This window comes from Bradyrhizobium sp. Mp27 (genome assembly GCF_029953005.1).
GTDB lineage: Bacteria > Pseudomonadota > Alphaproteobacteria > Rhizobiales > Xanthobacteraceae > Bradyrhizobium > Bradyrhizobium barranii.
In genome coordinates this window covers 15,959-29,870 of the sequence record NZ_JASAUS010000074.1, presented here as the reverse complement: position 1 = coordinate 29,870, position 13,912 = coordinate 15,959, and the positions used below count along the sequence as shown (strand labels likewise).

At 65.2% G+C, this 13,912-nt stretch carries 16 protein-coding genes; 8 read left to right on the top strand and 8 right to left on the bottom strand.

Features of this window, described 5'->3' with window-relative positions:
* Positions 1–20 precede the first annotated feature (20 nt).
* The 3 genes from pth to QJT78_RS30030 form a co-directional block, all read right to left on the bottom strand.
* Positions 21–626, bottom strand: coding sequence for an aminoacyl-tRNA hydrolase (gene pth, locus QJT78_RS30040; RefSeq protein ID WP_038943927.1), 606 nt, complete (start codon positions 624–626; stop codon positions 21–23).
* A 61-nt stretch (positions 627–687) separates the two neighbouring features.
* On the bottom strand, positions 688–1,404 hold the full coding sequence (locus QJT78_RS30035) for a 50S ribosomal protein L25/general stress protein Ctc (protein WP_028151570.1): 717 nt from the start codon (positions 1,402–1,404) through the stop codon (positions 688–690).
* Positions 1,405–1,664: 260 nt separating this feature from the next.
* Entirely contained in the window at positions 1,665–1,916 is a 252-nt protein-coding gene (locus QJT78_RS30030) for an accessory factor UbiK family protein (RefSeq protein ID WP_028151569.1), read from the bottom strand.
* Between the two features lie 167 nt (positions 1,917–2,083).
* Here QJT78_RS30030 and QJT78_RS30025 point away from each other — a divergent pair, with 167 nt between their 5' ends.
* Genes QJT78_RS30025 through pgeF form a run of 4 tightly spaced genes read left to right on the top strand, consistent with a single transcriptional unit; the run spans position 2,084 to position 5,579 of the window.
* Positions 2,084–2,815, top strand: coding sequence for a dienelactone hydrolase family protein (locus QJT78_RS30025; protein WP_028151568.1), 732 nt, complete (start codon positions 2,084–2,086; stop codon positions 2,813–2,815).
* A gap of 14 nt (positions 2,816–2,829) precedes the next feature.
* Complete coding sequence (gene lgt / locus QJT78_RS30020; protein ID WP_028151567.1) at positions 2,830–3,675, top strand: prolipoprotein diacylglyceryl transferase; 846 nt, start codon at positions 2,830–2,832, stop codon at positions 3,673–3,675.
* Positions 3,676–3,696: 21 nt separating this feature from the next.
* Complete coding sequence (locus QJT78_RS30015) at positions 3,697–4,815, top strand: SAM-dependent methyltransferase (protein ID WP_028151566.1); 1,119 nt, start codon at positions 3,697–3,699, stop codon at positions 4,813–4,815.
* The gene (pgeF, locus tag QJT78_RS30010; RefSeq protein ID WP_028151565.1) at positions 4,812–5,579 is read left to right on the top strand and encodes a peptidoglycan editing factor PgeF; all 768 of its coding nucleotides are present in this window, start codon (positions 4,812–4,814) and stop codon (positions 5,577–5,579) included. Before QJT78_RS30015 ends, pgeF begins: the two co-directional genes overlap by 4 nt.
* Positions 5,580–5,627: 48 nt before the next feature.
* Here pgeF and QJT78_RS30005 read toward each other — a convergent pair whose 3' ends face one another.
* Positions 5,628–6,200 carry a hypothetical protein gene (locus QJT78_RS30005; protein WP_038976096.1) on the bottom strand — a complete coding sequence of 191 codons (573 nt, stop codon included), beginning with the start codon at positions 6,198–6,200 and terminating at the stop codon, positions 5,628–5,630.
* A gap of 87 nt (positions 6,201–6,287) precedes the next feature.
* On the opposite strand from QJT78_RS30005, the gene QJT78_RS30000 reads away from it, so the two are divergent.
* The 4 genes from QJT78_RS30000 (at position 6,288) to QJT78_RS29985 (ending at position 10,369) form a co-directional block, all read left to right on the top strand.
* Positions 6,288–6,902 carry a hypothetical protein gene (locus QJT78_RS30000; protein ID WP_028151563.1) on the top strand — a complete coding sequence of 205 codons (615 nt, stop codon included), beginning with the start codon at positions 6,288–6,290 and terminating at the stop codon, positions 6,900–6,902.
* 193 nt (positions 6,903–7,095) lie between these two features.
* Entirely contained in the window at positions 7,096–8,049 is a 954-nt protein-coding gene (locus tag QJT78_RS29995; RefSeq protein ID WP_028151562.1) for a ribose-phosphate pyrophosphokinase, read from the top strand.
* Between the two features lie 260 nt (positions 8,050–8,309).
* Positions 8,310–9,338, top strand: a complete 1,029-nt coding sequence (locus QJT78_RS29990; RefSeq protein ID WP_028151561.1) for a putative zinc-binding metallopeptidase — start codon at positions 8,310–8,312, stop codon at positions 9,336–9,338.
* Entirely contained in the window at positions 9,335–10,369 is a 1,035-nt protein-coding gene (locus QJT78_RS29985; protein WP_038943925.1) for an ATP-grasp domain-containing protein, read from the top strand. The genes QJT78_RS29990 and QJT78_RS29985 overlap by 4 nt, the downstream gene beginning before the upstream one ends.
* Before the next feature lie 150 nt (positions 10,370–10,519).
* On the opposite strand, the gene QJT78_RS29980 is transcribed toward QJT78_RS29985, so the two are convergent.
* The 4 genes from QJT78_RS29980 to QJT78_RS29965 are packed head-to-tail and all read right to left on the bottom strand — an operon-like array spanning position 10,520 to position 13,911.
* Complete coding sequence (locus QJT78_RS29980) at positions 10,520–10,978, bottom strand: carbon monoxide dehydrogenase subunit G (RefSeq protein ID WP_028151559.1); 459 nt, start codon at positions 10,976–10,978, stop codon at positions 10,520–10,522.
* Between the two features lie 10 nt (positions 10,979–10,988).
* Complete coding sequence (locus tag QJT78_RS29975; protein ID WP_028151558.1) at positions 10,989–11,828, bottom strand: XdhC/CoxI family protein; 840 nt, start codon at positions 11,826–11,828, stop codon at positions 10,989–10,991.
* An 11-nt stretch (positions 11,829–11,839) separates the two neighbouring features.
* A complete protein-coding gene (locus QJT78_RS29970) occupies positions 11,840–13,048 on the bottom strand; it encodes a VWA domain-containing protein (RefSeq protein ID WP_028151557.1) in 1,209 nt (402 codons plus the stop codon).
* The gene (locus tag QJT78_RS29965; protein ID WP_028151556.1) at positions 13,045–13,911 is read right to left on the bottom strand and encodes a MoxR family ATPase; all 867 of its coding nucleotides are present in this window, start codon (positions 13,909–13,911) and stop codon (positions 13,045–13,047) included. The genes QJT78_RS29970 and QJT78_RS29965 overlap by 4 nt, the downstream gene beginning before the upstream one ends.
* Between the last annotated feature and the right edge of the window lies 1 nt (position 13,912).

Genomic DNA, 13,912 nt, shown 5'->3' with positions numbered 1-13,912 from the left:
TTGACCGAGAAAACGGCGCCCTATTCCTTGCCGTTCTCGTCCTTGGTCAAAAAGCCCTTCGCCTGCATGGCGAGATGCACCCTGTTGGCGAAGGTCGCGTCCGTGCCTTTGGCGACCAGTGCCGCGTGCTCGGCCACCGCCTCGCACAACGTCGCCACCCAGTCGTTGTCGGCCTTGGCGAAGTCCGACAGCACGTGGCCGTGCACCAGTTCCTTGACGCCGGGATGACCGATGCCGAGCCGGACCCGGCGATAGTCGTTGCCGATGTGCGCGGAGATCGAGCGCAGGCCGTTATGGCCGGCGATGCCGCCGCCGATCTTCACCCGCACCTTGCCCGGCGGCAGTTCGAGCTCGTCGTGGAACACGGTGACGTCGCCGGGCGCGATCTTGAAGAAGCTTGCCGCCTCCTGAACGCTGCGGCCGGAGTCATTCATGTAGGTGGTCGGCTTGAGCAGGATGATCCGCTCAGTGCCGAGCGCACCTTCCGAGGTCTCGCCCTGAAAGCGGCGGCGCCATGGCGCAAAGCCATGCCGCCGCGCGATCTCGTCGACGGCCATGAAGCCGATATTGTGCCGGTTACGTGCGTATTTCGCGCCGGGATTGCCGAGCCCAACAAAGAGTCGCATGACGCGGCGCGCCCCTCGCTCGGCGCGCGATCAAGGACCGCGCGCCCAGCTCTTTGAGAGATTACTTCTTCTTGTCGCCGCCGGCGGGAGCCTTGGCAGCCGCAGCCGGAGCAGCAGCACCCGCAGCCGGAGCAGCAGCGCCAGCCGCCGGAGCAGCCGCAGCAGCGCCCGGAGCTGCAGCCGCAGCCGCAGCCTTCTGCTCTTCGGCGTAGCCGGACGGCGGCACGATGGTGACGAGGGTCGCGTCCTCGCGGGTCAGCGCCTTCACGCCGGCAGGCAGCTTGACGTCCGACAGATGGAGCGAGTGACCGATTTCGAGCGTGCCGACGTCGGCCTCGATGTACTGCGGGATGCTCTCGACACCGCATTCGAGCTCGATCGCGTGAGCGACGATGTTGACGGTGCCGCCGCGCTTCACGCCCGGGGACGCTTCCGACTTCACGACGTGCAAGGGAACGCTGATGCGGATCGTGGCGCCTTCGCCGAGCCGCATGAAGTCGACATGGATCGGGAAATCCTTGACCGGATCGAGGTGGTAGTCGCGCGGAATCACGCGGTGCTTCTTGCCGTCGAGTTCGACGTCGACCAGCGTGGTCAGGAACCGGCCGGCGAGGATGCGCTGGCGCAATTCACGATCGTCAACCGAGATCGGGAGCGGGGGCTGGTTGTTACCATAGATCACTCCGGGCACTCTCCCGGCGCGACGCTCTGCCCGGGCGGCCCCCTTGCCGCTCTTCGGACGTGCGGTCGCCTTCAATTCCTTGACGGTCGTCGCCATGTCGTTAAGTCCTTGTTTTTGCAAAAGTTAATGGGCCGCAGCGCGGCCCATGGCATAGCTCACAGCAAGCCTCCAGGGGTGCGGGGGCCGTGAACTTGGCGGGCTTTTACCCGGAAGACGCGGAAATGACAAGGAGAATGGGCTGCCGGAAGGTACCGGATAAACCCTTGTAGCCCGGATGGAGCGGAGCGAAATCCGGGGAAACTTGGGGTGCGGCTCCCGGATTGCGCTGCGCTCCATCCGGGCTACGGGGGCCGGCGCTACCCGCCCAGCTTTGCCTCCAGCGCCACGATCCGCGCCTTCAGGGCCTCGTTCTCCTCGCGGGCGAGGCGGGCCATGTCCTTGACCGCCTCGAACTCCTCGCGCTTGACCAGGTCCATGTCGCGCAGGAATTTCTCGGCCTGGGTGCGCATCACCGTGTCGAACTCGCGCTTGACGCCCTGGGCGGCACCGGCGGCGTCGTTCATGAGGCGGCCGATCTCGTCGAAAAACCGGTTGTTGGTCTGGGTCATGTCGGTCTCCTGGCGGCCTCAGATAAACTTTGCGCGAACGCGCGAAAAGACAATGGCAATCCGGGCGAAACGGTTCAAGGGCCGATCGGCGGTATCCTTGTCATCCCCCGGTTTCCTTGCAATCGTATTCAACGTCCCTGCATAACAAGAATCAGAAGGCGCACGAGATGATCGATCAGCAGATCGCGATTCCCACCAAGGACGGCCACACCGCAACCTTCATCACCCATCCCGAACGCGGCGGGCCGTTTCCGGTCATCCTGTTCTACATGGATGCGCCGGCGATCCGCGAGGAGCTGCGCGACATGGCGCGCCGGCTCGCCACCTCCGGCTATTACGTGATGCTGCCGAACCTCTATTACCGCTCCGGCGTGATGGAGCTCGGCGCGCTGCCGGCCGATCCGAATGCACCCGAGCGCAAGCGCATGTTCCAGCTCATGGCCTCGCTCAACATTCTCATGATCATGGAGGACACCAGGGCCCTGCTCACCTATGCCGAGGGCCAGGCGGCTGCCAATACGAAAATCGTCGGTACCGTCGGCTATTGCATGAGCGGCCGTTACGCCGTCAACGCGGCCACGCACTTTGCCGACCGCGTCAAGGCCGCCGCCTCGATCTACGGAACGCATTTGGCGACCGACGAAGACAACAGCCCGCATCTCGCCGCCGGCAAGACCAGGGCCGAGCTCTATTTCGCCTGCGCCGAGACCGACATCTACGCGCCCGCCGAGGTCATCGAGAAGGTCAAGCAGGGCATGAGCGGCGCCAAGGCCGAGGTCGAGATCTATCCCGGCACGCATCACGGCTTCGCCTTCCCCAAGCGTCCGGTCTACGACCGCGACGCCGCCGAACGGCATTGGGAGCGTCTGCTGGCGCTCTATCGCCGCAATCTCGTTTAAGTCTAGAAGGCCTGATGCCCTTTCTGCTCATCGACTTTCCCGCCTTCAAGCCGATCGCGATCGAGATCGGTCCGTTCGCGATCCGCTGGTATGCGCTGGCCTATATCAGCGGCATCGTGTTCGGCTGGCTCTATGCGCGCTCGCTGCTGAAGAAAGAGCGCCTGTGGAGCGGCCCCGCGCCGATGTCGCTGGTGCAGATCGACGACTTCATCCTGTGGGTCACGCTCGGCATCATCCTCGGCGGCCGCACCGGCTACGTGCTGTTCTACAACCTGCCCTTCTTCATCGATCACCCCGCCGCGATCTTCAAATTGTGGGAGGGCGGCATGTCCTTCCATGGCGGCTTCCTCGGCTGCGTCGTCGCGGTGATGTGGTTTGCCTATCGCAACCGCATCTCGATCCTGTCGCTGGGCGACATCACCACGGCAGTCGCCCCGGTCGGGCTGCTGCTCGGGCGCATTGCCAATTTCATCAATGGCGAATTGTGGGGCCGCGCCACCGACCCCAGCCTGCCCTGGGCGATGATCTTCCCCAACGATCCGACGCAGCTGCCGCGCCATCCGAGCCAGCTCTATGAGGCCGGCATGGAGGGCATCCTGCTGTTCACCGTGCTCGCGATCATGATCCGTTTCGGCGCCCTGAAGCGGCCCGGCATGATCCTCGGCGCCTTCATCCTGATCTATGGTCTGACCCGCATCGCCGGCGAGCATTTCCGCGAGCCAGACGTCCAGCTCGGCTTCCTCTGGGGCGGATTAACCATGGGCATGCTGTTGTCGATCCCGATGCTTATTGTAGGCCTCATACTTATTGTATTGGCTATCAGGCGCGGCGCGCCGAAGCCGGCTGCGGCTATCAGTTAATTCCTTTCGAGAAGACAGACCGTGACCGAACAGCCGCTACTCAACGAGATCAAGGCGCTGATCAAATCCTCAGGGCCCATGCCGGTCTGGCGGTACATGGAACTGTGCCTGATGCATCCGCGCTATGGCTATTACGTCTCGCGCGATCCGCTCGGGCGCGAAGGCGACTTCACCACCGCGCCCGAGGTCAGCCAGATGTTCGGCGAGCTGTTGGGGCTGTGGACCGCCTCGGTGTGGAAGCAGATGGGCTCGCCGCAATTCCTACGGCTGATCGAGCTCGGCCCCGGCCGCGGCACCATGATGGCGGATGCGCTGCGCGCACTGCGCGTGCTGCCGCCGCTCTACCAGGCGCTTCACGTCCACATGGTCGAGGTCAATCCCGTGCTGCGCGAGCGGCAGAGTGCGACGCTGGCGGGCGTGCGCAACATCGCCTGGCACGACGGCATCGACGACGTGCCGGAAGGCCCGAGCATCATCCTCGCCAACGAATATTTCGACGTGCTGCCGATCCACCAGATGGTGAAGCGCGAGAACGGCTGGCACGAGCGCGTGATCGAGATCGATCCCAACGGCAAGCTTCAATTCGGCGCGGCCGCCGACCCGACGCCGCGCTTCGACGTGCTGCTGCCGCCTCTGGTGCGCGCCGCGCCCGTCGGCGCCGTGTTCGAATGGCGGCCCGACGGCGAGATCATGAAGCTCGCCACGCGCGTGCGCGACCAGGACGGCGCGGCGCTGATCATCGACTACGGCCATCTGCGCAGCGATGCCGGCGACACCTTCCAGGCGATCGCGCGCCATACCTTCACCGATCCCCTGAAGGCGCCGGGCCAGGCCGACGTCACCGCCCATGTCGACTTCCAGGCCCTGGCGCGCGCGGCCGAGGATGTCGGCGCCCGTGTGCACGGCCCGGTGACGCAGGGTGATTTCCTCAAACGCGTCGGCATCGAGACCCGCGCGGCCGCCCTGATGCAGAAGGCGACGCCTGACGTCGCCACCGACATTTCGGTGGCGCTCAAGCGCCTGACCGATACCGGGCGCAGCGGCATGGGCTCGATGTTCAAGGTGCTCGGCATCTCCGAACCGCGGCTGACCGGCATCGCCGGCCTCAGCGATCTCGAACGGGCCGGAGGCGCCTCATGACGCTTGCTTCGTCGCTGCTGTCGGCCGTGCCCGGCCTGCGCCATGCCTTCTTCACCCGCGAGGGCGGCGTCTCGGGCGGGATCTATTCGGCGCTCAATGGCGGGCTCGGCTCCAACGACGATCCGGCGCATGTCGCGGAGAACCGCCGCCGCATGGCCGAGCATGTCGGCGTCGCCCCGGAGCGCTTCATCAGCCTGCACCAGATCCATTCGCCCGATGTCCTCGTTGCCGAAGCGCCGTGGCCGAGCGGACCGCGGCCGAAAGGCGATGCGCTGGTCACGAAAACGCCCGGCATCGCGCTCGGCGTCTCCACCGCCGATTGCGGGCCGGTGCTGTTCGTCGATCCCAACGCGCGCGTGATCGGCGGCGCCCATGCCGGCTGGAAGGGCGCGCTGACTGGCGTGCTGGAACAGACGATCTCTGCGATGGAGAAGCTCGGCGCCACGCGCAGCGGCATCATCGCCGCGATCGGCCCCTTGATCCGCCAGGACAGCTACGAGGTCGGCAATGAGTTCGTGGCGCGCTTCATCGAGGCGGATGCGGACAACGCCATGTTCTTCATCCCGTCGGTGCGCACCGGACACGCGATGTTCGACCTCGCCGGCTTCATCCGGAAGCGGCTCGAAGCCGCCGGCATCCTGATGATCGACGATCTTGGTCTGGACACCTATGCCGACGAGCGCTTCTTCAGCTATCGCCGCTCGGTGCATCGCAAGGAGCCGGATTACGGCCGCCACATTCACGCGATCGCGCTGGAGAATTAAGAACGAATTCGGTCGAGTTCTTGCCTGTTCTTGCCGCAACCCATCAGGTTAGTCGCTGCATCTTTCGAACAATGGCATTTCATTCTTTCCGCGAGGCCATTTAGTCGGCAAATCAACGTACATTTGTGCTGGTGGAGGCGGCGGCGGCGGTCGGACCTCGAAACCTTCATCGACCTCGATCTTCTTCCAATCGTCGCGATGCGCGGAGAAGGTCCGATACTTGTCGCCGACCTTGAGCAGAACGATCTCCCAAACCTCGCCCGGTTGACGCCACCAGATCAGTGTCGTGCTGGGTGGAGGGTCCTGAACCGACACGATCTTGATCTTGTCGTCGGCAATACGCGTCGCCGAATAGATCGTGCTGATGAATGTCCTTACCTGCCCAGGTGTGAACGTCCCGATCACATTCCTTATCGTCGGCGCGCCGGAGGACGACGCGATGTACGTCAATCGCGCGCCACAGCGGTTGTTCTCACAGGCCTGATAGGGATCCCGTTTGCAATCAACCGACCAGGTACCGGTCAGTCCGAAAGCCCGGATTGCCTCGGCCGCACTTTCTGCCGCCGCGGCCCGCCCCACGATGAGGCAGGCAACGATTGCCCCCAAAGTCGCTCCCCTCATCGACAACTCCTCGGCCGGATCGGCCCAATGATGTGTCCTTCCTGCCCTAGACCTTAATCGATTTTAACGATATCGCTGCCCTCCATAATGAGGGACGCGTCATTCATCCTGGGCCGCGCGGGTTCGCGCGCGCTGGCGGTCATGCTGCTGGCCGTAGCGACCGCGCTTGGCGGCTGCGCCGGCGGCGGCGGTGCCGCCAACTCCTATGCGATGGCGCCCAGCGCCGGCTCCGGGGCGACCGTGGCCTTCGAATCGATCGACGGGCCGCCCCCGCAGGTGTTCGACCGCATGGTCGGCGTGCTCGACAGCGAATCCAAGCTGCGCAGCCTGTCCGTCGTCTCCCGCGAGGGGACGGCTGCCTATCGCGTGCGCAGTTACCTCTCCGCCCAAATCGTGCGCGGCAAGACCGTGATCGCCTGGGTCTGGGACGTCTACGACGCCAACCAGCAGCGCGCGTTGCGCCTCTCCGGCGACGAACTGACCGCCGCCAAGGGCGGCCGCGATCCCTGGGGCGCCGCCGACGACCTCGTGCTGCGAAAGATCGCCCAGGCCGGATTCAGCGGACTTTCCAACATGATCAACGGCACGCCGGACGCGCCGGGCACTGTTCCCGGCTTACGGGGACCGGCGGTGGCCAGCGTGATCCCGGAGGCCCCGGCGGCCGAGATGCCGGCCTCGGCGCTCGGCTATGCCGAGCGATAACCCCCGCGAAACCACGGCCCCAAGTTGCGGCCAAACCGTTGGCCCGACTCAGGATTTCGGAGGGAAAACGTAGCATCCCGGGTTGCCATTGCAGCCCCCGGCCTGATATTTCCTCGCCCGTCGTAACCGTGCTTCCAGTGGGTATTCTCTGATGTTGAACGTCGTATCCAGCAAAGCGCGGGAGGAAGCGTCCATGTCGGCCAAGAACGGCTCCATCAAGCTTGTCGCCGGCAACTCAAACCCGGCTCTCGCGCAGGCCATCGCGCAGGGCCTCGACCTGCCGCTGACCAAGGCGGTGGTACGGCGCTTCGCCGACATGGAGATCTTCGTCGAGATCCAGGAGAACGTCCGCGGCTCGGATGCCTTCGTCATCCAGTCGACCTCGTTCCCCGCCAACGACCATCTGATGGAACTGCTGATCATCACCGATGCGCTGCGCCGCTCCTCGGCACGCCGCATCACCGCGGTGCTGCCCTATTTCGGCTACGCCCGGCAGGACCGCAAATCGGGTTCGCGTACGCCGATCTCGGCCAAGCTCGTCGCCAACCTGATCACGCAGGCCGGCGTCGACCGCGTCATGACGCTCGACCTGCATGCCGGCCAGATCCAGGGCTTCTTCGACATCCCGACCGACAACCTCTACGCGGCGCCGTTGATGGTGCGCGACATCAAGGACAAGTTCGACCTCTCCAAGACGATGGTGATCTCGCCCGACGTCGGCGGCGTGGCGCGCGCACGTGGCCTTGCCAAGCGCATCAACACTCCGCTCGCGATCGTCGACAAGCGCCGCGAGAGGGCGGGCGAGTCCGAGGTCATGAACGTGATCGGCGACGTCGCCGGCTACACCTGCATCCTGATCGACGACATCGTGGACTCCGGCGGCACGCTGGTGAACGCGGCCGACGCGCTGATCGCCAAGGGCGCCAAGGACGTCTACGCCTACATCACCCACGGCGTGCTCTCCGGCGGCGCGGCCGCCCGCATCGCGGGCTCGAAGCTGAAGGAGCTCGTGATCACCGACTCGATCCTGCCGACGGAGGCGGTGACCAAGGCTCCGAACATCCGCACGCTTCCGATCGCCAGCCTGATCTCGGACGCCATCGCGCGCACCGCGGCGGAAGAGTCGGTGTCGAGCCTGTTCGACTGATTTTTCTTCGCCTCTCCCCGCCTGCGGGGAGAGGCCCGAATTCAAGCGAAGCCTGAATTCCGGGTGAGAGGGACTCTCCGCGAGTCTCACTCTCACCGCCCCCCGTGGAGACTCCCCCTCACCCCACCCTCTCCCCGCAAGCGGGGCGAGGGAGCGCGAGCGCCGTCCGTCCCTTACGACGCGGCCCCCACGGGTTGTTGCCAACGGCCGCCCATGACATCATCCGGATACCGAGCCATCCCTGCCCCCTTGGATTCCTGATGCCGCGCCGGAAATTTGCCTGGGAGAAGCTGTCGGATGACGAGTTGCTCAAGCAGCGCCTCTCCAGCCTGAGGGTTACGGTCAAAGGCACCTGGCTCGAGGACTGCGTCAGCACGCTCCATGAGGAGCTCGAAGAGCGGGGCATCCGGCTGCGGCCGCACACATGGATCTCAAGCGAATGGTTCAGTCCGGGCGATGTGCCGGGCATCGCCATCCCCTTCTATCTCGCCCATCCCCGTCTGATGAAGCTCGAGAAGAAGATGATGTTCGACGTCGAGGGCGGGACCTGGCGCGAGTGCATGGCCATCCTCCGTCACGAGGCCGGCCATGCCATCCAACACGGCTATCAGCTGCAGCGCCGCCGGCGCTGGCAGCAGCTGTTCGGCCCCTCGTCGAAACACTATCCGCGCTACTACCGGCCCAATCCTGCCAGCAGGCGCTACGTCCAGCATCTCCGGCTGTGGTACGCGCAGAGCCATCCGGACGAGGATTTCGCCGAGACCTTTGCGGTGTGGCTGCGGCCGCGCTCGAACTGGCGGACGCGATACGCCGGCTGGCCCGCACTGAAGAAGCTCGAATATGTCGACGAGCTGATGAGCGAGATCGCGGGAAAGCGGCCTCTGATCACGACGCGAGAGCGTGTCGATACGCTGGGCCGGCTCGGCCAGACGCTCGAAGAGCACTACAAGAAGAAGCAGGCGTTCTACACCTTCACGCCGCCGAAGACCTACGACCGCGACCTCTCCCGGCTGTTTTCAGCCGATCCACGGCATCACCGCTCAAAGCCGGCTTCCGCCCTGATCAGGCGGCACCGCGCGCAGATCAGGCAGCTGGTCGCGCGATGGACGGGCGAGAACCAGCTCACGCTCGATGCCGTGCTCGATGATATGATCTCCCGCTGCCGTGAGCTCGATCTGCGCGCCGTCGGCCCCGAACAAAAGCTCGTTCTCGATTTCACCGTCCTCGTGACCGCCAAGACGATGCACGCGCTGTTTGGCCCGTCTCGGCGCAAATGGATCGCGCTATGAGACGCTCACGCATTCTGGTGCTGATGCATCCGGACTTCATGCCTCCGGACTCCTCCGACGGATACACGCCGCAGGAAATCAACAACTGGAAGACGGAATACGACGTGGTGAGCACCTTGCGTGCAGCCGGCCACGAGGTTCGCGCCCTCGGCGCGCAGGAGGAAATCAGGCCGGTCCGCGAAGCGATCGAGGAGTTCAAGCCGCACGTGGTGTTCACGCTGCTGGAGGAATTCCACTACAACGTCGCCTACGACCAGCACATCGCCAGCTATCTCGAACTGATGAAAGTCCCCTACACCGGCTGCAACCCGCGCGGCCTGATCCTGGCGCGCGGCAAGGATCTGTCCAAGACGCTGGTGCATCACCGCCGCATCGCGGTGCCGGCCTTCGCCGTTTTCCCGATGCGACGCAAGGTCAGGCGGCCGAAGCATCTTGCGCTGCCGCTGATCGTCAAGAGCCTGAACATGGATGGATCTGCCGGCATTTCTCAGGCCTCCATCGTCGATACCGACGAAAAGCTCGCGGAGCGCGTCGCCTTCATCCACGATCGGAGCGAAACCGCCGCCATCGCCGAGCAGTTCATCGAGGGGCGCGAGCTTTATGTCGGCGTGCTCGGCAACAACCGCCTGCGCGTCCTGCCGGTTTGGGAGCTGAAATTCGGCAGCATGGGTGGGCGAAGATCGCGGCACATCGCCACGGAGAAAGCCAAGCACGACACCGACTATCAGGAGAAGCTCGGCATCGTCGACGGGCCGGCGAAGGACCTCGCGCCCGAAGTCACCGCGCGCATCCAGCGCGCCGCGAAGCGCATTTACCGGGCTCTTGGCCTCGACGGTTACGCACGCATCGATTTTCGTCTCGCCGCCGACGGCACGCCGTATTTCATCGAAGCCAATCCCAACCCCGAGATCGCCAAGAGCCAGGAGTTCGCCACGGCGGCCCAACATGCCGGGCTCAAATATCCGGATCTCCTGCAGCGCATCCTGACGCTGGGGATCAGCCGGGCCAAGGCGGGGGTGTCGTTGGGGTGAGCAGGGTCAGCTTGCGCGGATATCGTAGGGTGGGCAAAGGCGCGAAGCGCCGTGCCCACCGTCTTTGTTTGCGATAGAGAATGGTGGGCACGCTTCCGCCTTCGCTCTTCGAGCTACGGCGGACAAGTCGCTTTGCCCACCATACGGCAGCTAGCCTGCCTCGGCCTTCGCGCTCACCACGTCGGCAAATGACTTGAAGAACTCCCCCGCCAGCTTCGTCGCGGTCGAATTGATCAGCCGCGCTCCCAACTGCGCGAGCTTGCCGCCGATCTGCGCATCGACTTCGTAATGCAACACCGTCACGTCGGCACTCTCGGATTCCAGCCGCACCAGCGCGCCGCCCTTGGCGAAGCCGGCGACGCCGCCGGAGCCCTCGCCCGAGATGCGATAGGAGTTGGGCGGATCGAAATCGGACAGCGTCACCTTGCCGCTGAACGTCGCCTTCACCGGGCCGACCTTGAAGACCACCGTCGCGGTCATCTCGTTCGGCGCGGTCACCTCGAGCGACTGGCAGCCGGGGATGCACTGCTTCAGCACAGCGGGATCGTTCAGCGCCGCCCACACCTGTTCGCGTGAGGCGGGAATTCGCTGGCTGTCGTTCATCTGCATGATCGGTGTCTCACTCTCTGCTTGCTGTTTGACTGGCGGCGCGCTGGCCGCGCCGGCGTTCTCTGGTGATCTCGGCGAGGATCGACATTGCGATCTCCTCCGGCGTGATCGCGCCGAGATCGAGCCCGGCCGGCGCCTTGAAATCGTCGATCGCCGCGCTACTGGCGCCTTCCGCAATCAGCTTTGCCCGGAGCGAAGCCATCTTGCGGCGGCTGCCGACAAAGGCGTGATAGTCGGCCCTGGTCGCGACTGCCGCACGCAACGCCACTTCGTCGCCCTTGCCCTGCGTCGAGACCACGACGAAGCGCTTGGCGTCGTTGAGCTCGCCAAGCTGGTAACCGTCGATAATCGCGTCTGCATCCGGCTGCGCCGTGAGATCGGCAGCGGGCGCAGCGAGGGTAACGTGATAGCCGAGCACGCGCGCCTGCGCCGCAAGCGACAGCGCCACGGGGCTTGCACCGAGAATGACGAGCGAGGGATGCGGCAGCACGGGCTCGACGAAGATGTCCATCGTGCCCTTGCTCGGGCACATGTTGCTGGCGAAGCGAATGCCGTCGCGGCTCTCGCCCGCGCTGACGCCGAGTTCGGCCAGCAAATTCTCCGGCTGCACCGAGACCATGCGTGGCTCGCCATCGGCGAGCGCCTCGCGCGCCGCCTTCAGCACCGCGCCCTTGGCGCAGCCCCCGCCGATCCAACCCGCGACGATGGTGCCGTCGGCGGCGATGATCGCCTTGGCGCCAGCCTTCGCCGCGGTCACCGACACCGTACGCACCACCGTCGCGAGCACGAAGGCACGCTCGGCGGCCTTCATCTGTGCGACTACATCCAGCACCTCGACATGAGCGCTCATCGGAAGCCTCCTCAAAGCTTCGCCAGATAGGGTTCGAGCGCACGCAGGCTTTGCAGCGAATTCGCGGGCGCATAGAGATCGACATGCGGCAACGCGGCTCTTATCCCCCGCGCTTCGGGCGTGTAGCCTTCCCACGCCATCATCGGGTTGAGCCAGACGATGCGGCGACAGCGCCGGTGCAACGCCGCCATCTCGCGGCCGAGCAGTGCGGCATCGCCGGTCTCGTAGCCATCGGACACGATCATCACGCAGCTGCGCGAATGGATGACGCGCGAAGCATGCCAGCGATTGAAGGTCTGGAGGCTTTCGCCGATCCTGGTGCCGCCGCCCGCGCCCTGCGCCATGATCGAGAGGCGGTCGAGCGCGCGGCCGGCATCCTTCTCCTTCATCGCGTCGGAGACGTAGGCGAGGCGCGTGTGGAACAGGAACGCCTCGGCCTCGCGGAACTGGTCGAGCACACCGTGGATGAAGCGCAGGAACACGGCGGTATACATGCTCATCGAGCCCGAGGCATCGAGCAGCACGACGAGCCGCAATGGCTTGTCCTTGCGCTGGCGTTTCACCAGGCTGATAGGAACGCCGCCATGGCTGATGTTGCGATGGATGGTGCGGCGGAGATCAAGCCGGTAGCCGCGCCGGCGCGCGAGATCGCGCCGGGTCAGCCGCGTGCGCATGGCCTTGGCGAGTTGGGCTGCGGCCTCATGGGCCTGCGCGACCTGGTCTGGATCGCTCAGCTTTCGGAAATCGACCTCGGCAAGATTGTCCGCGCGTGAAGCACCTTCCATGCGGCCCTCGCCGGAGCGGCCTTCCGGCGCGTCGTCGGAGGACGGAAGCTGGTCGGCGGCGGACTGGTTACTGCCCTGCTCCGCCGCGGCATCCTGCAAGCTCTTCAGCGAGGGATTGCTGGCGCCCGGTGTTGATCCAATCGTGCGGGACCGTGAGCGCACGCGCTTGCCGAGCCAGAACGCGTCGAACAACCCGTCGAACTTGTCCCAGTCGGATTTGCGTGCCGAGAACAGGTGCTTGAACGCCGCGCGCAGCAGACCCGGCCGGGCCGCATAGCCCGATGACATCAGCGTCGCAGCGTCCTGCCCTTCGGCGAGCCCGACGCGAAAGCCGGCCTCGCGCAGCGTGCGCAGGAAGGCGGCAAGCCTCGCGGACACGAGCCGCGAGACCTCGTTGAGGTCATCATATCCGGGGCTGGAGCCACAGCAACTCATGCGACCTTCCCCAGCAGGCGCTGCGTCACCTCTGGCGTGACACGGGCGCGGTCTTCGTGAGTCTTCAACAGGCAGACGAGCGTCTCATGCACAGTCTCGGGTGCGTCATGAAGATTGGTTACGTCGAGGCCGACGAGAGCTGCCGCCCAATCCAGCGTCTCCGCCACGCCCGGGACTTTTCGCAGCTCCTCCTTGCGCACACCCTCGACCATGCGCGCGATCTGGAGCGACAGCGACGGGCTGGCGCCCATGACGCGCGCCAGGATGATGCGGGTCTCGCGGTCAACGTCGGGATAGTCGACATAATGATAAAGGCAGCGCCGGCGCAACGCGTCGGAGAGCTCGCGCGTGCCGTTCGAGGTCAGCACGACATGCGGGATCGTGACGGCCGCGATCGTGCCGAGCTCGGGGATCGAGACCTGGAAGTCCGAAAGCAGTTCCAGCAGGAAGGCCTCGAACTCGTCGTCGGCGCGGTCGATCTCGTCGATCAGCAGCACCGGCGCCTGTGCGCGGCGGATCGCGGCAAGCAGCGGACGCTCCAGCAGGTATTTTTCCGAGAAGACCTGGTCCTCGATGCTGTCGGCGCCGCGATGGGCCTGGATCGCCAGCAACTGGCGCTGGTAGTTCCACTCATAGAGCGCGGAGGACTGATCGAGGCCCTCGTAGCATTGCAGCCGGATCAGCTCGGTCGCGTGCACTTTTGCGAGTGCTTTCGCCACTTCCGTCTTGCCGACGCCCGCTTCGCCTTCGAGCAGCAGCGGACGCCGCAACAATTGCATCAGCGAGATCGCAGTCGCGAGGTCCGCATCGGCGATATAGCCCGATGCGGCCAAGGCTTGCGCGATCTCGTCACGGCCCTTCATC

Bases quoted from the DNA above. Each gene is read 5' to 3' on its own strand.
- pth (WP_038943927.1), bottom strand. From the start codon at position 626: ATGCGACTCTTTGTTGGGCTCGGCAATCCCGGCGCGAAATACGCACGT.
- QJT78_RS30035 (WP_028151570.1), bottom strand. From the start codon at position 1,404: ATGGCGACGACCGTCAAGGAATTGAAGGCGACCGCACGTCCGAAGAGC.
- QJT78_RS30030 (WP_028151569.1), bottom strand. From the start codon at position 1,916: ATGACCCAGACCAACAACCGGTTTTTCGACGAGATCGGCCGCCTCATG.
- QJT78_RS30025 (WP_028151568.1), top strand. From the start codon at position 2,084: ATGATCGATCAGCAGATCGCGATTCCCACCAAGGACGGCCACACCGCA.
- lgt (WP_028151567.1), top strand. From the start codon at position 2,830: ATGCCCTTTCTGCTCATCGACTTTCCCGCCTTCAAGCCGATCGCGATC.
- pgeF (WP_028151565.1), top strand. From the start codon at position 4,812: ATGACGCTTGCTTCGTCGCTGCTGTCGGCCGTGCCCGGCCTGCGCCAT.
- QJT78_RS30005 (WP_038976096.1), bottom strand. From the start codon at position 6,200: ATGAGGGGAGCGACTTTGGGGGCAATCGTTGCCTGCCTCATCGTGGGG.
- QJT78_RS30000 (WP_028151563.1), top strand. From the start codon at position 6,288: ATGAGGGACGCGTCATTCATCCTGGGCCGCGCGGGTTCGCGCGCGCTG.
- QJT78_RS29995 (WP_028151562.1), top strand. From the start codon at position 7,096: ATGTCGGCCAAGAACGGCTCCATCAAGCTTGTCGCCGGCAACTCAAAC.
- QJT78_RS29990 (WP_028151561.1), top strand. From the start codon at position 8,310: ATGCCGCGCCGGAAATTTGCCTGGGAGAAGCTGTCGGATGACGAGTTG.
- QJT78_RS29985 (WP_038943925.1), top strand. From the start codon at position 9,335: ATGAGACGCTCACGCATTCTGGTGCTGATGCATCCGGACTTCATGCCT.
- QJT78_RS29980 (WP_028151559.1), bottom strand. From the start codon at position 10,978: ATGCAGATGAACGACAGCCAGCGAATTCCCGCCTCACGCGAACAGGTG.
- QJT78_RS29975 (WP_028151558.1), bottom strand. From the start codon at position 11,828: ATGAGCGCTCATGTCGAGGTGCTGGATGTAGTCGCACAGATGAAGGCC.
- QJT78_RS29970 (WP_028151557.1), bottom strand. From the start codon at position 13,048: ATGAGTTGCTGTGGCTCCAGCCCCGGATATGATGACCTCAACGAGGTC.
- QJT78_RS29965 (WP_028151556.1), bottom strand. From the start codon at position 13,911: ATGAAGGGCCGTGACGAGATCGCGCAAGCCTTGGCCGCATCGGGCTAT.